Origin of the sequence: Enterococcus sp. 3C7_DIV0644 (assembly GCF_002141235.1) — a bacterium.
In the GTDB taxonomy this organism is placed as follows: Bacteria; Bacillota; Bacilli; order Lactobacillales; family Enterococcaceae; genus Enterococcus_D; species Enterococcus_D entomosocium.
On sequence record NZ_NGLK01000001.1, the window covers coordinates 1,928,828 to 1,947,679 of the forward strand.

16 protein-coding genes are annotated in these 18,852 nt (G+C 42.6%); 7 read left to right on the forward strand and 9 right to left on the reverse strand.

What is annotated here, in order from left to right:
- Window positions 1–148: 148 nt before the first annotated feature.
- The 3 genes from treR to A5877_RS09125 are packed head-to-tail and all read right to left on the reverse strand — an operon-like array spanning window position 149 to window position 4,212.
- Window positions 149–865 (reverse strand): trehalose operon repressor, encoded by a 717-nt coding sequence (gene treR / locus A5877_RS09115; RefSeq protein ID WP_005226457.1) that lies wholly within the window; start codon window positions 863–865, stop codon window positions 149–151.
- Between the two features lie 54 nt (window positions 866–919).
- A complete protein-coding gene (gene pgmB / locus A5877_RS09120) occupies window positions 920–1,570 on the reverse strand; it encodes a beta-phosphoglucomutase (RefSeq protein ID WP_005232889.1) in 651 nt (216 codons plus the stop codon).
- Between the two features lie 14 nt (window positions 1,571–1,584).
- Window positions 1,585–4,212, reverse strand: a complete 2,628-nt coding sequence (locus A5877_RS09125) for a glycoside hydrolase family 65 protein (protein ID WP_061053524.1) — start codon at window positions 4,210–4,212, stop codon at window positions 1,585–1,587.
- A 336-nt stretch (window positions 4,213–4,548) separates the two neighbouring features.
- On the opposite strand from A5877_RS09125, the gene treP reads away from it, so the two are divergent.
- Window positions 4,549–6,528 carry a PTS system trehalose-specific EIIBC component gene (gene treP, locus A5877_RS09130; RefSeq protein WP_008376729.1) on the forward strand — a complete coding sequence of 660 codons (1,980 nt, stop codon included), beginning with the start codon at window positions 4,549–4,551 and terminating at the stop codon, window positions 6,526–6,528.
- 124 nt (window positions 6,529–6,652) lie between these two features.
- On the opposite strand, the gene A5877_RS09135 is transcribed toward treP, so the two are convergent.
- Entirely contained in the window at window positions 6,653–8,026 is a 1,374-nt protein-coding gene (locus tag A5877_RS09135; RefSeq protein ID WP_008376728.1) for an MFS transporter, read from the reverse strand.
- 259 nt (window positions 8,027–8,285) lie between these two features.
- On the opposite strand from A5877_RS09135, the gene A5877_RS09140 reads away from it, so the two are divergent.
- On the forward strand, window positions 8,286–8,771 hold the full coding sequence (locus tag A5877_RS09140; protein WP_005226468.1) for a hypothetical protein: 486 nt from the start codon (window positions 8,286–8,288) through the stop codon (window positions 8,769–8,771).
- Between the two features lie 292 nt (window positions 8,772–9,063).
- Here the strand turns inward: A5877_RS09140 and A5877_RS17195 are convergent, their stop codons facing one another.
- Genes A5877_RS17195 through A5877_RS09150 form a run of 3 tightly spaced genes read right to left on the reverse strand, consistent with a single transcriptional unit; the run spans window position 9,064 to window position 10,128 of the window.
- Window positions 9,064–9,228, reverse strand: coding sequence for a hypothetical protein (locus A5877_RS17195; protein ID WP_005232885.1), 165 nt, complete (start codon window positions 9,226–9,228; stop codon window positions 9,064–9,066).
- Window positions 9,225–9,815, reverse strand: a complete 591-nt coding sequence (locus A5877_RS09145; RefSeq protein ID WP_016619500.1) for a DUF1700 domain-containing protein — start codon at window positions 9,813–9,815, stop codon at window positions 9,225–9,227. Before A5877_RS09145 ends, A5877_RS17195 begins: the two co-directional genes overlap by 4 nt.
- Window positions 9,802–10,128 carry a PadR family transcriptional regulator gene (locus tag A5877_RS09150; protein WP_005232883.1) on the reverse strand — a complete coding sequence of 109 codons (327 nt, stop codon included), beginning with the start codon at window positions 10,126–10,128 and terminating at the stop codon, window positions 9,802–9,804. Before A5877_RS09150 ends, A5877_RS09145 begins: the two co-directional genes overlap by 14 nt.
- Before the next feature lie 225 nt (window positions 10,129–10,353).
- Between A5877_RS09150 and A5877_RS09155 the strand changes: the two genes are divergently transcribed.
- Complete coding sequence (locus A5877_RS09155; RefSeq protein ID WP_086316723.1) at window positions 10,354–11,055, forward strand: TetR/AcrR family transcriptional regulator; 702 nt, start codon at window positions 10,354–10,356, stop codon at window positions 11,053–11,055.
- A 63-nt stretch (window positions 11,056–11,118) separates the two neighbouring features.
- Here the strand turns inward: A5877_RS09155 and A5877_RS09160 are convergent, their stop codons facing one another.
- Together A5877_RS09160 and A5877_RS09165 are read right to left on the reverse strand one after the other, a co-directional pair.
- The gene (locus A5877_RS09160; RefSeq protein ID WP_086316724.1) at window positions 11,119–12,834 is read right to left on the reverse strand and encodes a sensor histidine kinase; all 1,716 of its coding nucleotides are present in this window, start codon (window positions 12,832–12,834) and stop codon (window positions 11,119–11,121) included.
- Window positions 12,828–14,333, reverse strand: a complete 1,506-nt coding sequence (locus A5877_RS09165; protein WP_086316725.1) for a response regulator — start codon at window positions 14,331–14,333, stop codon at window positions 12,828–12,830. Before A5877_RS09165 ends, A5877_RS09160 begins: the two co-directional genes overlap by 7 nt.
- A 205-nt stretch (window positions 14,334–14,538) precedes the next feature.
- On the opposite strand from A5877_RS09165, the gene A5877_RS09175 reads away from it, so the two are divergent.
- From A5877_RS09175 to A5877_RS09190, 4 genes are all read left to right on the forward strand, one after another.
- The gene (locus A5877_RS09175) at window positions 14,539–16,209 is read left to right on the forward strand and encodes an extracellular solute-binding protein (protein ID WP_086316726.1); all 1,671 of its coding nucleotides are present in this window, start codon (window positions 14,539–14,541) and stop codon (window positions 16,207–16,209) included.
- A 148-nt stretch (window positions 16,210–16,357) separates the two neighbouring features.
- Window positions 16,358–17,290, forward strand: a complete 933-nt coding sequence (locus A5877_RS09180) for a sugar ABC transporter permease (RefSeq protein ID WP_008376715.1) — start codon at window positions 16,358–16,360, stop codon at window positions 17,288–17,290.
- Between the two features lie 16 nt (window positions 17,291–17,306).
- A complete protein-coding gene (locus A5877_RS09185; RefSeq protein ID WP_086316727.1) occupies window positions 17,307–18,194 on the forward strand; it encodes a carbohydrate ABC transporter permease in 888 nt (295 codons plus the stop codon).
- 6 nt (window positions 18,195–18,200) lie between these two features.
- On the forward strand, window positions 18,201–18,839 hold the full coding sequence (locus tag A5877_RS09190) for a DUF624 domain-containing protein (protein WP_086316728.1): 639 nt from the start codon (window positions 18,201–18,203) through the stop codon (window positions 18,837–18,839).
- Window positions 18,840–18,852: the final 13 nt, after the last annotated feature.

The window sequence follows — 18,852 nt, forward strand, 5'->3', positions numbered from 1 at the left end:
GCAAAAGGATGAATCGTTAGCGACAGAGGCGAAAAGAGGAAGGATCGATCCAGCATCATCTCGAGAGGGGGGGATTGAAAGATAAAACAGACCCAGACTTCTCGGTGAAGTCTAGGTCTGTTTTGTCTTTTTCACGTCTATACGTCCATCAAATCTTGCGTCGACGGGCAAAGTCCACAAAGCGGAATTTATCCAGTCGGTGGATCGATTCGGTGTATTCAAAACAGCGCGTGTCTTCTAGATACACGAGGCTGCGAACCGTAACGACATGCTGATCTTCAGGACGCAGATCCATTAGATCCCGCAATTCTTTGTTGACGGGGTCAACAGTGATTTCTTTTTGTGCATAAGCGATCTCAAGGCCAAGATCATTTTCAAAGTAATCAAAAATCGATACTTTCGCTCGGTTTTCTGGCAACTCTTCGATGATAGAAGCATCAAGGTAATCTTTATCCAAAATCACCACTTCTCCATCGATTCTCCGCTGACGGATCAGTTTCCATGCCTCAGAAGCGACAGGCCAACCAGTGGTCTCGTGCAGCTTTGGCGAAACGGCGATCTTACGGATCTCGACAACCTTTGTTTCACTAGGAATGCGTTGGGTATCTTGCAGCTCACGAAAACTCGTCAAGCCAGAAATCGGGAAATCAAAGCGATTCAAGTCTAAAACGATCGAACCTTTCCCTTGTTTCTTTTGGATATAACCAGCATCCCGCAATAAATTCAATGCCTTACGGACAGTCTCGCGGGAGACACCATAAGTTTTGATCAATTGGTTTTCGCTAGGCAGCAAAGAATGCGGAGGGTATTCGTTTGCTAGAATTTTTTGTTCTAAATCTAAAAATATCTCTTTGAACTTGTTCATCGGATTGCCCCCTCTTTGGCTATTATAGCGAGGCCAATTTGGAAATGCAATCGACTATTTCGCCAAAAGTTCGTCAATGTTTAGATCCGTCAATTTTTCAACGATCACATCTGCACCGTGTAGTTCTTCTCCTGAATAAACGCCTACCGCGTACATACCAGCAGCTTTGATGCCGTCGATCCCTGCTTGAGCATCTTCAAACCCAACTGCTTCTGCCGGTTCAATGCCTAGTGCTAGCGCTGCTTGGATAAAGATTTCTGGATCTGGTTTGCCTTTTTTCAAGGTTGCTGGGTCAACGATCGTATCAAAGTCTTGCATGACACCTAGTTTGTCCAAAATAAACGGCGCATTCTTGGATGCCGAAGCGATGGCACAAGGAATATTTTTTGCTTTGGCTTCATCAAGGAACGTCTTTACCCCCGGCAATAGATCATCAGGAGTCAAGCTTTGTAATAATTGTACATAGTGGGTATTTTTCTTTGTCGCTAAGGCTTCTTTTTCGACTTCTGTGTAGGCATCATTTTTGTTGCCTAGTGTTAAGATTCGCTCTAAAGAATCCATGCGGCTAATGCCTTTTAACTGCTCATTGAATTTCAAATCGATCTCGATCCCAATCTCCGCAGCTAATTCTTTCCATGCGATGTAGTGGTATTTAGCTGTATCCGTGATAACGCCGTCTAAATCAAAAACAAATCCTTTTTTCATGTGTAACACTCCTTTTAGTAAGTAATCGTTGCTTCTTTCTTTGCTTCTAGAGAAACTTGCTGCCCATTCACTAAGATCGTGACTGGCTGATCAGCGGTGATCGTCAATGTTTCATGTGTAACATTCAATGCAAAGCGGGTGCCGCGAACTTCTAGCTGAAAGGCTAAGCTGTCCCAAGCTTTTGGCAAGTTTGGTGTGATCTGCAGTTGCTCTTCTCGAATATCAATCCCAGCAAAAGTGGTTAACGGAATAAACAACGTAGCGGCCATGACACCGGCGTGAATGCCTTCTGCCGTGGTCCCGCCTTGGATATCACGATAATCAGAAGAGAGGGCTTCTTGGTATAACGACCAAGCCAATTCCTGATCATCCACCATTGCCGCTAACTGAGCGTGAACGATCCGCGACAAAGTCGAGCCGTGGGAGGTGCGAGCCAAATAATAATGGAGATTTTTTTCAATATAGTCTGTTGGCAGTTGGTAAGAAAGATCCGCCAAAATTTGATTGACTTGCTCTTTTGAGAAATTATAGAAAATCATCAAACTATCGGCTTGTTTCGCGACTTTGTAGCTGTCAGCACTCTTGCCTTCAGCGTTTAGGATGCGATCCATCCGATAAATGTTGCCATATTTCTCTTTATAATGGGCCCAATCCAGATCTTCCAACTGGAAGTACCCTTCAAACTGTGCGATGATGCCTTCGTGATCGATCTCTAAGCCTAATTTGGTACGAATATCTGCCATAGCAGCAATATCCGCTGGGGTTAAAGCCGTTTTCTCCAATACTGCTTGGAAGCTCTCTGCTGATAGTTGTTGTTGGAGGTTCTCGATCTCTTCAAACAACCATACTACCATCATATTGGTATAGGCGTTGTTTTTCAAGCCGCCTTGTTCACTATTTGGGTAGCTTTCATGAAATTCATCTGGTCCCATGACTTTATCGATAAAGTAACGTTGAGCAGTATCATCCCAGGTGGCAGCACTTTGCCAGAAATGGGCGACTTCTAACATCAATTCTAATCCATATTGTTCCATAAAGGGACGGTCTTGTGTGTTGTGCCAATATTGCCAAATGTTATAAGCGATCGCTAAGGAGACGTGGCGCTGCAAGCGACTGTGGTCTTCTTTCCATTCGCCGCTGATAGGATTCAAATGCAGTTCTTGGGATTGCTCACTGCCATCCAAGCCTGATTGCCATGGGAACATGGCGCCTTGGTAACCGGCTTTTTGGGCGTCTTTTTTGGCAGCAGCTAAGCGGCGGTAGCGATACAGCAAAATTTCTTTGGCGGTGTCAGGAAAATGTAGAATGTAAAAGGGTAAGATAAACAGTTCATCCCAGAAAATATGACCGCGATAGGCTTCACCATGTAGGCCACGGGCAGTGATACTGGCATCTAAGGACTCCTGATAAGCATTCGGTGCTGCGGAGACCAGCAGATGATACGTATGCAGATTCAGCATTTTTTGCGACATCAAGTCACCAGTGACTTCGATGGCCGCTTTCGCCCATAATTCAGCCCAGGCTTGTTTTGAGGCGGTATACATCGTCGCAAAATCAGGTAATGCTAAGGAAGAAAACGTAAATGCCGGTTGCGGATCCTCTTGCCGATAAGCGGCAGCAGTGACTGATTTTTCGACCCGATAAGTTTGTCCATCCGTCACCTCAAGGGCTACTTGCTGACGGACGAGCTGGTCGTTTGTTTCAGCGTGCAGCTCAGCCAATGGCAGGTCCTTTGAAAACAGTTCAGAGGATTGGACAACGGTAATCTGTGATTGGTTAGTGGTGACCACTAAATGCGCTTTGTTTTGTTCAGCTGCTGTCTCTTTCACGGTCAAATGCTGGTTGGTTAAGCTACGGTAACGAGCGACGTTATAGTTATAGACCGATCCGTCGGCTTCACTGACGAAAGTAACGGTGCCGGAAAAGTTCAGCGGGGTAAACTGATAGACCAAGCTATATTGGTGAACGTCTTGCATATTGGCGATTTTCTTCGTTTCGATTCGCAGACGCTTTTGTTTTTTTGTTTCAATTTCTGCCACTGATTGGAACAAGCCGGTCTTCAGATCTAATGTCCGTTTAAAGGAAAGAAGCTGATTGTTGGCAATGTCGATCACTTCATCATCGATCTTCACGTACATTTTTTGCAGATTCGGTGCATTGACGAAGTCTTCATTGCTGATGGTATGACCAGAAACATCCGATTCTACCGTATTGTAAAGACTTGCTAAATACAGCCCTGGATAGTTCGCTTCACAAATGGTCATCTCAGGCGTCGTGCCTCGCAGCCCTAGATAGCCGTTGCCGACGGTTAAAAGTGACTCCACCGAGTATTCATCTTTACCAGGGGTGTAGCCATAGTATTCGAGGTTCCAAGGAATTTCAGCACTTTTTTCTTCATACTGTTCTTTCGTGGTGCAAACAAAGGGACGATTCAATTTTTCTGTCAACCATTGGTCCAGTGAAAAAGTCCCTTCTTCATTCGTAAACACCAGCGATTCAGAGACGATCCCGCCACCTTCCATTTTCTGCAGCTGCGCGGTCAGTGCAGCAACTCGTTCACTGTCTGTCCCAGAAAACGGATAGGTCGTACCGGTTTGATCCGTTAACAGCCATTCTTCCTTAGACAATATAATCGTATTCACAATAGTTGTCCTCCTTTAAACTTGTCTATACATGCAAGATGATTATAACGTAATTTGTAAGCTATTTCAATTTATCTCACCTGTTTTTTTATTCTTTTTTGTTAAATAAACAGTAAATAAAGTCATTGGCAATATTATTTTATATTAATCAAATATTTTAAAAAACGTTTATTTATTAAGGTTTTAATACGGTACCTTTTCTATTCACTTGTATTGTTTGTAGAAAAAGTGAAAAAAATTGGTTTGAAACGCTTGCAATATCAAAACTATCAAGTTATGATTAGTGCGTAATTAAAACATATATATACAAGTGGATATGAAAGGGGTTTATTAATTATGGGAAAGTATCGTGATGATGCTGAGAAGCTGCTGGAATATGTTGGCGGCAAAGAAAATATCGCCGCAGTAACACATTGCGCGACACGGATGCGTTTTGTTTTGAACGATCAGACAAAAGCAAACGAAAAGGCAATTGAAGAAATTCCAAGTGTCAAAGGGATGTTTACGAATGCGGGACAATTCCAAGTCATTATCGGCAATGATGTCTCAACGTTTTACAATGATTTTACCGATGTATCAGGAATAGAAGGTGTTTCTAAAGAACAAAGCAAAGCGATTGCAAAAAACAATCAAAATATCGTGCAACGAGCGATTGCTACGTTAGCTGAGATCTTTACCCCGTTATTACCAGCGATTATTGTCGGTGGTTTGATGCTAGGGCTGAGAAATTTCTTAGAAGGTGTACCGTTAGAAGCTCTAGGTGGACAAACCATTACGCAAGCTTCTACTTTTTGGAACGGTGTCAACGGCTTTTTATGGCTGCCCTGTGAAGCGATCTTTCACTTTCTACCAGTAGGGATTACCTGGAGTATTACACGTAAGATGGGAACCACGCAAATATTAGGGATTGTTTTAGGGATTACATTGGTTTCACCGCAATTATTAAATGCTTATTCAGTAAGTTCAACTTCTGCTGCAGAAATCGCCCAAAATTATACGTGGGACTTCGGGTTCTTCACTATTGATAAAATTGGGTATCAAGCACAAGTGATCCCAGCAATGCTGGCAGGTTTCTTATTGGTTTATCTTGAAAGATTCTTCCGGAAATGGATTCCAGAAGCGGTTTCAATGATCTTCGTTCCATTGTTCTCATTGCTGCCAACTATTTTAGCAGCTCACATGGTATTAGGTCCAATCGGTTGGCAAATCGGATCAGGCATTTCTTGGGTCGTAAATGCTGGCTTGACCTCACCATTAAACTGGTTATTTGGTTTCATTTTCGGTGGCTTGTATGCGCCTTTGGTTATTACCGGATTGCATCATACAACGCTAGCGATCGACTCTCAATTAGTAGCGGATTTTGGGACAACAAACCTTTGGCCAATGATCATGCTGTCAAATATTGCGCAAGGTACGGCAGTATTGGCGATTTGGTTCCTTCACCGTGGCAATAAAAAAGAAGAACAAGTCTCTGTTCCAGCAACGATTTCTGCTTACATGGGGGTTACTGAACCAGCGATGTTCGGGATCAATTTGAAATATGTTTACCCATTTGTCGCAGCAATGGTAGGTTCTGCCTTCGGTGGAATGCTGATCACTGCAACGAATACCCGTGCATTAGGTATTGGTGTAGGGGGACTGCCTGGCTTCTTATCATTTAAAATTGAAAACTATCCAATGGTCTTCATCTCAATGGCGGTGACGATTGCGATCACTTTTGTTTGCACTATCGTCTTTAGAAAAGTTACCTTCTTAAATAAATTAGAACCGCAATTGGCTGCTGATACAGCTGCAGCAGCGGCTGTTGCACCAACGACTGCTGCACCGACAACTGCAGCCCCAGAAGCAACACAAGTTTCAGAAGAAACCCTTTATGCTCCAGCTGATGGGAAAGTAGTTGCCATCACTGAAGTTTCTGACCCTGTCTTTTCTCAAAAAATGATGGGTGACGGCTTTGCTGTTCAGCCAACGAACGGAACGATTTATGCTCCTGTTGCAGGTACGATCTCTAGCATTTTTGAAACGAAACATGCAATCGGGATTTTAACGCCTGGTGGCGCGGAAGTTCTCGTCCACATGGGCTTGGATACTGTAGAACTAAAAGGTGCGCCATTTGAGGTTCTTGTTTCTGAAGGTGATACGGTCACACCAGAAACGAAGCTTGCAGTGATGGATCTAGATGCCGTTATCGCAGCTGGCAAACAGACAGATGTTTTGACGGTCATCACGAATGCCGAAAAAGTGCGTCAGCTTTCATTGACGACTACAGGCACAGTGACAGCCAAAACAGCGGTTGGTTCAGCTGAATTAAACTAAAAAAATAATCCGTTTCCGAGAGCGCCCTTTGACTAAGAAGGGGAATCGGAAGCGGATTTTTTTATGGGCCGTCCTCAAGGGAGGGCGGCTTTTTTTCGTTGTTTTTCAATTGGCAAAGCCGCAGTTAGCTGACAGCTTTTTTGTCGGTGTTTTTGCGGAAGTAGTTAATCGTTAATAGGAAAGTCAGTAAGACCAAGGCCCACAAAAAGAATAAGGCGATTTGAGAGCCGATGACCGTCCCTTGGGTGTAATCGGTCGCCGCATTTTGTGCCAAATTGATAATGGTCGCCACCACAGCCGTCGCCACTGCACCAGAAAATTGCTGTAGCGTATTAAAGATCGCATTACCGTCCGCGTACAACGCAGGAGTCAGCTTGTTTAAGCCGGTGGTCATCATATTGCTGTAGGCTAAGCCGATCCCGATCATGTAAAAGACATGTCCAGCAACTAGGCTCCAAATGAAAGGCGAACGCAAAACGAGGGCTAAGGCAAGCCAACCGATGGCAATCAACGTCAAACCAGACAGGATCGGTTTTTTCGGTCCAACTTTATCCAGCAACCGACCAGAGATCGGCGCAAGGATCGCCCCGATGGCCGCCCCGGGCAGCATAACTAATCCTGCAGTAAAGGCATCTTTTCCCAAAGCGAGTTGGACAAAGTTCGGCAAGACAAAGGAAATGCCCAGTAAAAGGAACTGACAAACAAGAAAGCCAAACAGAAACAAACTGAAGCTACGGTTTTTCAAAACAGCCAAACGAATCAAAGGGTTCGGGCCTTTTGAGCGTTGATAAAACAAGCCAGCACCAATGAAACCGAAAAGCAGCGGCAGTAGACTCGCTAAGGTGCCTACTTGATTCAAGAACAATAAGAAGCCGCTGAACATCAAGACGATTCCTAATACACTCAGTAAATCCAGGGAAGTGTCTTTTGCCCCAGCCGTTTTAGGGATCGAGTAAAGGCCGAGTACTAGGGAGATCAGCAAGACTGGGATCAAGAAAAGAAAGATCGCATTCCAAGACCAATGGGCGGTCAATAAGCCCCCATATGTCGGTCCGATCGCTGGAGCGATGGAAGTGGTCAAATTCCCTAAGCCGATTGCCGCTCCCCGTTTTTCAAAGGGGGAGTAAGTCAAAATGATGTGGAACATCAAAGGCAGTGCGATCCCTGTGCTGGCACCTTGGAAAAAGCGGCCAATCAGCAAAATGGCAAACGTCGGCGATAAAAAGTCGATCACCAAGCCAACAAGGAAAAAGGCGTTGGCAGCTAGAAACAAGGTTCTCAATGAGAAGCGTTTCAAAAGGTAGGTCGATATTGGGACAATGATGGAGATGACCAGTAAGTAGATGGTCGTCACCCATTGAACATCGGATGTTGAAAGCGTAAATTGATCGATCAATGTCGGAAACGTTACATTCATGGCTGTTTCAATCAGCACGCCTGCAAATGACATCAATCCGGTTGCGAGGATCGCCCCCACGAGTTTTTTGTTGTTTTCCATATTCTCACCTCTAAAAAATTCGCAAAAAAAGAGACCGTTTCTATTCTCATAGAAACCGCCTCTCTCTCGACAAGCGAACCCGCTTGTTATCTGTACGATTTAATCTATCGCTATTCTACTGACTTCATAAGAAAGTGTCAAGAGAAGTGGATAAAAAAATAGCAAAAAACTTTTTTGAAAGTTTTCAAACTTTTACTTACACGAAAAATTTTCTTCTGCTAGAATAGTCGAGTACGAAAAAGAGAAAGGAAGTTGTTACATGCCCATCAACAAAAAAGAAAGTTTGATCTATACGACACTTATGTGTATTTTCATGGTGTATTTTATGAGTGTTTACAACCTCATGTTCCAAGTCGGTGTTTCTGCATTGGCATTCCAATTGGCGTGGAATGAATTGCCATTAGCCCTTTGTGTCGCCTTTATTTTGGATTGGTTCATTGTTTCTGGTCCGGCAAAAGGTTTGGCGTTTCGATTTTTGGACCATCAATCAGCTACTTGGAAGAAAATCGGGTTGATTTCTTCATTGATGATCGCCGGCATGGTGATCTGTATGTCACTCTTTGGTGCGTTGATGCATCCAAACCCTGATCACTCGGTGTTCGTCAATTGGCTAAGCAACATTGGGAAAAATGTGATTGTCGCATTGCCGTTGCAATTGTTCATTGCAGGCCCAATCGTTCGCCGGGTGTTTCGCGCCTTGTTTCCTATTGGCACTGTGCAAGAACAGCCAGTACTAGGGGAATAATCGATCAGTAGAAAAAACGTACTGCAGACAGGCTCTACCAAGGTTAGCTAAAAATAGCTGGCTTGGCGATACCTGGACTTGCGGCACGCTTTTTTGCTTTTATAAACAACAAAAAAACCCATAGGATGGTATGGGTTTTTCTGGTTACCCTATGAAATAGGATACAGGATGTACCTATATAGTAATATGGTGAGGTTAAAAAGGAAAGTTCAATTTTTTCATCAATACATGAAATTAATGCAAATTGCTAGTTTTTCTGACGAAAAAAACAACTTATAATTGTTTTTGCCGATTAGTCTGTGTAGAAACCAATCAGTTGATACCAACGACGATGCTCAATATGGTAGGCATCAGGTGAGTACCCTGACATTGAAAAACCGATAAAGGTGATGACCAGTCCGAGAATAATAAACAACAGACTGAGAAAAACGAAAAAGCGCTTATTGATTTTGATCATAGGACTGCCTTCTTTCGATAGTTTTGAACAAATGATTTTGGCCAAACGACAAGGGAGCGGGTAAGACGTGAAAAAGGTCGGCTCATACTATAAGTGGCGATCAGACAAAGCAGCCCTAAACCAAATAAGAAAATCCCCACGCCTAACTGACTTAAAAAGAGATAGAAACCATCCGCCATCAGCATGGGACTTAAGACAACGCTAGCAATCCCACCGATAAACGTAGTGACACCAATCATGCCAGTGGTGAAAGGCACACACCAGATGATTATTAAAAAGCTTAGGATCAGCAAAGCGGCACTTAACAATAAGCTGCCCCACAATGGAAAGCCTAGCACTAAGATCAAGAGCAAAAAGGGATGAAAGCGGCGGGGAATCTCTACCACGACCTCTTCTGTTTCTGTGACTGTTTGGATCAGTTCTTTTGGGGAGCCAAGGCGTGCCACGGCTTCTTCTTCGGTGTATCCTTCTTCCATCAAATCTTCGATCATCTCGTCATAATAGTTGATCAGCTGATGAATCTCGCTAGGTCTGACTTTTTCAGATAATTCTGCAGCCAATGCCTTGATAAAATCAACTCTGTTCATCTAGTGTTCCTCCTTTAATAAATCGCTGGATCAATGTCAATTGGGGCCAGTCGTTGGTTAAAAAATCGTCGATCCGCTGTTTGCCAAGTTTGGTCAAGCGGTAATATTTTCGGGTCCGTCCTTGATGACTCTTGTTGTAAGTCTCAACCGCTCGGCTGGCTTCTAAGCGCTTCAAGATAGGGTAGAGGGTGGATTCTGAGATTGGTAGTAAAGGAGAAATATTTTTGACTAATTCATAGCCATAAGAGTCCCCGTGCTGCAAATAGGCTAAAACACAAATTTCCAATAATCCTTTTTTTAATTGGGCATCCAAAGGCTCTCCTCCTGTTCATATCCATACTATACATTACATAGTATCATTTCACAAGTAGTATCAAAAAAATCAGTCTTAAGACTTAGCCGAGGAAAACAGGAAGGTTTTTTAGAAAAATGGTCAAAAATATAAAACAAAATTAAGAAATTCGGCAGAAAGTATATGTTAACGTTCTCTTTTTTGTTAAAGTAGAAGTATGCAGATTACTTTCAGTAAGAAAATTGGGTGTTGGTGGTGTTTCACTGGAAGAAAGCAAGTGAGAGTAGAGGAGCGTTAGCGAGAGCTGATCGCCTCAAGAAAGGAAGGGGTATTATGAGAAAAGCAACGATTACGAAAAAATATTTGATCAACTGTTTAAAAAAATATCTGGTGGAATATCTTTATCGGCCAATCACTGTCCGCGACATTGCTAAATATGCACGAACATCGACCCAACCAATCTATTTGAATTTTTCAAATATGCAAAATTATAAACAGGCAATGGTCGATGATGTCTTCCATGACATTCATGAAGCAAAAAAAGAGACGGTGATGACACTGGATCCTCTATACTGTTTTTGGCATGACTATTACGTGTTCGCCAGTCGCAATCGAGCCCTCTTTTTTGCATTATTTTTAAATGATATTGGTTGTGGTCCCTACATAAAAGAGTGTTCTTTTGCATATTTTCAAGAAGCAATCGCTGAATCAGCTGTTTTTCAATGTGAGCAAGAAAACGATCTGAGGAAATACCATGAAGAAGCCTTGATTTTTTTTAGCGGTTTGGTATTGCTGTTTATTCGTGAAGGGTGTACTGACGGCAACAAGGATTTTATAAAAGATACCGTGGAGTATTGGGAACGAATGTTAAAGAAAGCAAAAGGCGTGACGCGAGACCAGGGTCGGCAAGGATTATTAGAGGTCGGTACGTTTGCTGTAGAGGAATAGGTACTTGAAATCAAGCATTAAAATAAATATCTGAATATTTTGACACCAAAAAACCGTTAGTGATTAAACATTCTTCACTGACGGTTTTTTTTGAGGAGGTAAGTCTTGCGGTATGAGTAGAACAATTGTGGTGTTTTCACCTTTTACTGATTGAATCGATAAGGAAGCTTGCGCGCCATAGTACAATGCTAGCCGTTGGCGTACATTGTTGATACCATAATGTTGATCAGAAGGTTCCTCCAGTTGTTTTAGCTGTTCAGGATCAATCCCGGGACCATTGTCTTGAATCTCAAACCGTAGCCATTGTCCTTCTTTGAGGCAGCGGATCGTCAATACCCCTCTGCGGTCATCTTCAATATGATCAAGCCCATGAAAGACGGCATTCTCGACAAACGGCTGCAAGAGCAGATGGATCATCGGATACTCATCGATATCTGAGTCAATTTCGAGGACTAAATCAAAGGAATGGTGATGCATTTTTTGCTGGATTTTAGCATAGGTGATTGTTAGATCGAGTTCTTTGGTGATGGATAGCCGGTTGGATCCTTGGTTTAGGCTGAGACGGTAGAATCGAGACAGCAGCTGAGCCATCTCACGGATCTCGTGATTGCCGTTTAGTGTGGCAGTATTGCTGATCAGTGCTAAGGAATTATAAAAGAAATGCGGATTGATCTGGGCTTGCAGAGCCCGCAATTCGTATTCTTTTTGTTTCAATTCGGCTTCATATACTTCATTGATCAGCTCAGCGATTTTATCTAGCATTTTTTGAAAATTGGTGTATAACCGTCCGACTTCATCTTTTGAAGAATATGTGTGCTGGATTTTGAATTGATCCATTGATAAAGAAGCCATTTGCTGGGCCAAAGAATTGATCGGCTGTACCACGGTTTTTGCTAGCCACCAGCTGGATAAAACCAATATCACTAATACAAAACCAAAGATAATGAGTGCCGCACCAACTAGATACAGTAGACTGCTGAAAAATGACTGTGCGGTTTTAACAAAAACGATTTGCCAATGATTATCCAGCAGTACAGGGGCTTCTTCAATAACTGCGCTTCCAACCAGCCACTGTTTTTGAGTACGCTGCTGCTTCGTCAAATAATCAATGCGGTAAAGCGTCTGCCCGGTCTCTGACTGGATCGTCAAATCGTAAGGTTCCTCAGTGACTGCATCAAGATTCGTGAACAATGCTGCTCGATCGATGGTTAAAACGATGTAGTTTAAGGAATCTGCGGTATGGCCTTTTAAAAAAAGGTTGGTATAAAAAGAAAGTTCCTCCCGTTCTTTGTCAAAATACGTTCGAATCTCGGTCGAAGGTTGTTCTTTTAGAAAAGGCAGTGCTGTATCAGCCGTGATTTTTTTGACGTATTGCCCATGATCATAAAGATCGATCGTGGTGTATAGCGTGATGCCTTTAATATCTGCTTGCGGAAAACGAACACTGTGAAACAAAGGCACGATCGTATTTTGAAAGAGATTGTATTGATCAAAGTTTGAGAAGCGTTGACTAGAAAGCTCTTGCGTCAAGGCGGTATTGTTGGCTAAAAAGAGCAGGCTGTCCCGATAGGTGTGGATCTTGCTTTCTAACTGATAGCTGATACTTTTGAGATTATCGGAGTAAGCACTTTTTTCCTGCTGTTGGATAAAGGCTCGGATGATAGATACCCCGACAAAGGTCAAAACGATCAGAGGAACAATGCTTGAAAGAATTGAAATAAGGGCGATCTTTTTTTGAAAACGAAAATTTTTAACACAATCGTGGACTTTTCTTAACAAAAGGGACCTCTCTTTCTATACGCATCCGGCGTCATTCCGACAATTTCTCGGAACGTTTTGCAAAAATAGGAATAATGATTAAAGCCAACTTGTTTGGAGATAGTTCGAATGCTGCAGTTCGAGTTCTTTAAACGCTTCTGAGCCTGTTTGATACGGTAAGACTTGATGTATTTGGTGATACCCATGCCTTCAGAAGTACTGAATAATTCGCTTAGGTAGTTAGGATTGATATTGACTTCCTTTGCTAACCGCTCCAAGCTCAACTCTTGGTGAAAATGAGCGAATATATAGGATTTTACTTGGCGCACATAGTCATTTGACTGGCTCCCGTTGATTTGAAGCAATGCATCATGGATATAATGGAAGAGGGCATCAAAAATATCCGCAATTAGTTGCAGACTTGGCGCTTCCAGTATTTTTCCAATCTGATTAGCGCCACACTCCGCATCAAAAGTGATCGTGCACTGATCGATGATTGTTTGATAAAAGGTCGCAAAATAAAACTTGGCATTGGTTGGTTCCTCACGTCCATTTGTTTCAAAGCAGTCGAAAACTGTTTTCACAAGCGCGTGGGCTTTTTTACTTTCGTATTGATTCACATACGAAACGGTTTTTTCAAAAAGCGCTTTCTTGACGATGTAGTGATCTCCCGGAAGCAACTGGCAGATTTTCCCTTTGTTTTGCTGATAAAAAGACCGCTGACTGGTTCTCAGTAAGTCATGATAGGTGCCATACACCCCTGAATGGTGGGGAACTGGTCCGCTGTCAAAAAGTGTTATTTTTTGCTGAAACTGTTCGGAAAAATAGGTAGTTAAGTTGTTTTTTCGCTCTTCGATTTCCCTTTTTGGCAAAGGTTCGTTAAAAAAGAGCAGTTGTGCTGGAGCTAAAAACAAACTGAACATTTCAGGAAATGCAGCAGATAGCGAAGGGACAAAATCCGGCGCATTCCAAGAATCCAGCGGCCAAGTAACGAGAAAAAAAGAGGGATGAGTCTTAAAAAAATCTTGTGCAATCGATTGCTCTTCCTTCGGCAGTGAATGCCAAGGATAGCCATAAAAAAGTTTACTCAAAATCTCTTTCAAGTAATGGGTTTGTGCGATTGTTTTTGTGTAAGCGCGCTGCTTTTGTTGATCAATAAAAAGAATGATTTTATTTATTTGTTCATAAAAATCATCAGGGTCGATTGGTTTTAAGAGGTAGTCAACCGCTTTTAACTGTATGGCTTTTTTTACATAATGAAAATCTTCAAAGCCGCTGATAAACATCACAGGAATTTCAGGAACTGCTTCTTTGATTCTCGCTACGAGGGCATGTCCATCCATAAAGGGCATCTTTACGTCGGTAATTATCAAGTCAAAGGGCTGTTCCTGAAAAAGTTGCCAGGCTTCGCGGCCATTTTTGGCTTCTTCGATCAGCCATTCTTTTTCATGCTGACTCAAGAAGTATTTGATCATTTCTCTTTGATCGTAGCTGTCATCAGCAAGCAGCAGTCGGTACATGGTTTTCGCCGTCCTTTCGTATAGAGAAAATTACGCAGTCGCTTCTTCTTTCTATAGTAAGCGATAAACAAAAAAAGCAACAGAGCGAATTTGTAAACGTTTTATTTTTCTGGAAATCGTGCTATGAATCTGAAAAAAGTGCTATATTTTCTGTGGAAGCGATTGCGTATAATAAGGATATCAAAAAAGTTTGAGGAGGAAAACAATGAAATTTAGGCGGGGGACAGCAATGTTAACAGCAGTTGCTTCAGCACTTATTATGACAGGATGCAGTTCAGAAGAAGCAAAGACCAATGAAAATGGGGATACCGTGATTACGATCGGACGCCAGACCGCACCGAACTCGAAACTGCCTGAGGGGGATTCTTACAGCAATAACGCATATACTCGATTGATTCAAGAACGCTTGGGCATCGAGCTGGAGAGTGCCTTTGAAGCCCATGGGGAAGACTATGATCGTCAAGTATCGCTAGCGATCGCTTCAGGGGAACTACCGGATACGATGATCGTCGGATCAAGAGATGAATTGGAAGAATTAGTTAACAATGATTTAGTGGAAGACTTGACCGAAGTATTTGAGGAGCATGCCGACGATTTTCTAAAAGACATCTATGATTCGTTTGATGGGATTCAGTTAGAAGCAGCCACGTTTGATGATCGTTTGATGGCGATCCCATCTACTAGCGATGACTTCGGGCCCAATCTTGTCTGGTTGCGCCAGGACTGGCTAGATGAGCTAGGTATTGAACTGGATAAAGATGGCAATCGCTCAATTACATTGGATGAGTTGAAGGAAACAGCGATTGCTTTTCAAGAAAATGATTTAGCCAATACCGGAAAAGCAGTTGGTTTGCCATTGGCCTTCTGGTTGTCTTCGCCAAATCATGGCGGCACGGCATATACCGGAACAGCCATCATGAATGCGTTTGGAGCCTACCCAAAATCGTATCTCCAAGATGAGAATGGGCAGATGTTTTATGGATCCAATACGCCAGAAATGAAAGAAGCACTAACGCTACTGAAGGACTGGCAAGATGAAGGGTTCATGGATCCGCAATTTGGTACCCGCACGTATGACGATATCCATGCCATGATGGTTAATGGAGAAACGGGCATCGCTTTTGGTCCTTGGCACATGCCTGACTGGGGCTTAGTACAAGCCAAACAAAATGATCCAAATGCTGAATTTGTTCCTTATGCCCTTGAAAATGCTAACGGCGATGGAGGGGTCAATGCCGTGGCTAACCGCGGCACTGGGCAATACATCGTGGTGCGCAAAGGTTTTTCTGAGCCGGAAAAAATCATGGAGATGATCAATCTGATTTATGGTGAAGTTGTCAACTCGGAAGATATTGAAGCCGAGTTTCCGGAAATTTATGACTATGCGAAAGTGGATGTCGATGGGACGGTTCGTCCATGGAATGTTGTTTTCTTAAAAGCCTATAGTGAGATTGATGATGCAGTAGAAGCTTCCAAGGCGGCGGTTGGCGAAACATCTATCGAGGATATCTCCAACTTCTTCATCAAAGAAAACGCCGAAAAAATCAAGCAATATCTGGATAGCCCTGAAGAAACTGATCCGGTGGACTGGACCCGCTATGCCTCCCGCTATTTAGCCGTCAATAATGTGATGGGCGGTATCAGAGAGCAAGGACGCTTGAATGAAGTGAAACCACCGCGTTTTGATTCGATCAAAGCCAATGAACGAAACGGCGCACAAGTAGGGAAACTGGAGGAAGAGACCTTCATTAAGTTTATCACTGGAGAAGAACCCCTGGAAAACTTCGACAACTATGTTGAAACCTGGAATAGCCAAGGTGGGACAGCCATACTTGAAGAAATGCAAGAAGTAGTAGATCAGCGAGCAGATAATTAAGCGGCCACTCCAGCGGTTCTGACACTCGTCTTTCGAACAAAGAAAAGCAAGGTTGTATGCAGGAAAACCGACTGCAGGTGCCTTTTCTTTGTTCGAATTTTTTCATCAAGCGGCTGGTGAGGCAAAAAATTTATGGAGGAGTAAGTAAATGGAACTTTCTGTTGAAAAAGAAAGCAAAAAAGAAAAGAAAAAGTGGTTTTCTCGAGATCAGCTTTTCTTTCTAGGGATGATTTTACCAGGCATAATTTTTATTTTGATTTTTTCTTATGGTCCTATGTTTGGGTTGTTGATGGCATTTCAAGATTATGTGCCAGCGAAAGGTGTATTTGGTTCTGAATTTGTGGGATTCGAGCACTTTCGCTATTTGTTCAGTTTACCGGATATTTTCTTAGTAACTAAAAATACGATTTTCATCGCTTTCTGGAAAATTGTCTTTAATACGATCGTACCGATTCTTTTTGCGATTCTATTAAATGAAGTACGTGTAAAGTGGATGAAACGCTCCATTCAGACCATCGTATATTTGCCCCATTTTCTTTCATGGGTCATATTGGCTTCAGTAGTGGTCAATTTATTCAGTCTTGATGGAACGGTGAATCAGATTTTACAAAACTTTGGTGTAGAACCATTAAACTTTTTGGGTAGTAATCAGCTGTTTCCTCGTTTGCTGATCGGGACCGATGTTTGGAAAAGTTTTGGTTACAGTTCAATCGTGTACCTTGCTGCCATTACCTCGATTGATCCGGGATTATATGAAGCAGCAACGATGGATGGTGCTTCTTGGTCAAAAAAAGTCTGGCACGTAACCCTGCCGGGGATGATGCCTTTTATTTTGCTGATGACGATTTTGTCGCTGCCTAATATCTTGAATGCCGGCTTCGACCAAATTTATAACCTGTATTCTCCGGTTGTGTATCAAAGCGGCGATATTATCGATACCTATGTCTACCGAATCGGTCTGATCGGTAGAGACTATAGCTTAGGAACCGCCGTTGGTCTGGTCAAATCGGTGATCGGTCTATTCTTGATTTGGTCTTCCAACAAAATTGCGGAGAAGAAGACTGACAGAGTGATGTTTTAAGGAAAGGAAAAAAGAGATGAAAGAAAAATTTAGTATACGGCATGCAGTAATTTATTTGATCGTCATTGTTTTGGCTCTTTCTTGTTTAGTACCGATGTTGAATGTCGTGGCACTTTCTTTAAGCAGCAGCAGTGCCGTCGCGGCAAATGCTGTGGGGCTATGGCCAGTAGATCTGACCTTAGCGGCTTATGAGCGCATCATGAGCGATCAGCAGTTTTGGCGTTCTTTTGGTATTTCAGTCATTCGTGTGGTGATCTCTTTATTGCTGAATTTGGTGATGATCGTAACGATGGCTTATCCGCTATCTAAATCAAAAAAAGTATTTCGAACGAGAAAATTATTCATGAGTGTGATGGTTTTCGCTATGCTCTTCAGTGGCGGCATGATCCCAACGTATTTGGTCGTTCGCAATCTAGGATTATTGAATACGATTTGGTCCCTGATTTTACCTAGTGCAGTCCCTATCGGCAGTGTGCTCTTGGTGATGAATTTCTTTCGGGGAATTCCCAAATCATTGGAAGAATCTGCTCGGATCGATGGGGCCAACCCACTGCAGATTTTGGGACGAATCTATATTCCAATGTCTTTGCCGTGTTTGGCAACCGTTTCTCTATTCAGTATTGTCGGTAGTTGGAATGATTTTTTCAGTGGACTGATCTATATGACCAAGACTGAAAACTATCCTTTAATGACCTATATCCAAACACTATCAGTCAACATTGCTGAAACAATGCAACAAGCTGGGAATTTGACTTCCGAGCAGCTACAAAGTCTGCTAGCGGTCTCTGATCGAAACTTGAATGCAGCGAAGATCGTGGTGGCAGTGGTGCCGTTATTGATTATTTATCCGCTTCTACAAAAATATTTCGTTCAAGGAATCGTTGTCGGATCAGTAAAGGAGTAAACCCACATGATACACTTTTTTCATTCAGAAAACTTCTTCGCACGAATCGCTTGGAAATTCAGCCAGTTGCTCCTATTAAATGTACTACTCTTGTTTTTTAGTTTGCCGCTCTTCACGATCGGTGCAGCCATTACTGCGGGTTCTAAAGTGGCGACTGATCTGATAGAAGGAAAAGCACCGGCTGTTGTTCAGCAGTTTTGGTCGGTCTTTTGCCAAAGCTTTCGAAAGAGCACTCTTATCTGGATCAGTCTACTTTTTTCTTTGTGGCTTTTGACTGCTGATTGGTTGTATTATTTCCAACTAAAAGGGACGCCTGATCTTTTTACCGTAGGCTTAGTAATTTGTACGTTCATGTGGCTTCAATTTTTCCAAGTTTCGTTTTTCTTACTCGCACGTTACGATAGCGGAATCAAAACGATCCTTTTGAACAGCATAAAAGTCGCCGCAAAGCACCCTTTTAAAATACTTAGTCTTCATCTTCTGACTGCAGCCCCTATTGTCATCATGCTTCTTTCACCCTATGCGCTGGTTTTCAGCATGTACATTGCCTGCTTTTTTGGTCTTAGCTGTTTTTTGTATGCACGCTGTCAGTTATTGTTGGCAATTTTCAAGAAATATGAGAAGGTAGAAATAGCAGAAAAGTAACTGGCTTTTATAG

Coding starts and splice junctions, on each gene's coding strand:
- A5877_RS09135 (WP_008376728.1), bottom strand. CDS start 8,026: ATGGAAAACAACAAAAAACTCGTGGGGGCGATCCTCGCAACCGGATTG.
- pgmB (WP_005232889.1), bottom strand. CDS start 1,570: ATGAAAAAAGGATTTGTTTTTGATTTAGACGGCGTTATCACGGATACA.
- A5877_RS09175 (WP_086316726.1), top strand. CDS start 14,539: ATGAAATTTAGGCGGGGGACAGCAATGTTAACAGCAGTTGCTTCAGCA.
- treP (WP_008376729.1), top strand. CDS start 4,549: ATGGGAAAGTATCGTGATGATGCTGAGAAGCTGCTGGAATATGTTGGC.
- A5877_RS09180 (WP_008376715.1), top strand. CDS start 16,358: ATGGAACTTTCTGTTGAAAAAGAAAGCAAAAAAGAAAAGAAAAAGTGG.
- A5877_RS09140 (WP_005226468.1), top strand. CDS start 8,286: ATGCCCATCAACAAAAAAGAAAGTTTGATCTATACGACACTTATGTGT.
- A5877_RS17195 (WP_005232885.1), bottom strand. CDS start 9,228: ATGATCAAAATCAATAAGCGCTTTTTCGTTTTTCTCAGTCTGTTGTTT.
- A5877_RS09145 (WP_016619500.1), bottom strand. CDS start 9,815: ATGAACAGAGTTGATTTTATCAAGGCATTGGCTGCAGAATTATCTGAA.
- A5877_RS09165 (WP_086316725.1), bottom strand. CDS start 14,333: ATGTACCGACTGCTGCTTGCTGATGACAGCTACGATCAAAGAGAAATG.
- treR (WP_005226457.1), bottom strand. CDS start 865: ATGAACAAGTTCAAAGAGATATTTTTAGATTTAGAACAAAAAATTCTA.
- A5877_RS09185 (WP_086316727.1), top strand. CDS start 17,307: ATGAAAGAAAAATTTAGTATACGGCATGCAGTAATTTATTTGATCGTC.
- A5877_RS09190 (WP_086316728.1), top strand. CDS start 18,201: ATGATACACTTTTTTCATTCAGAAAACTTCTTCGCACGAATCGCTTGG.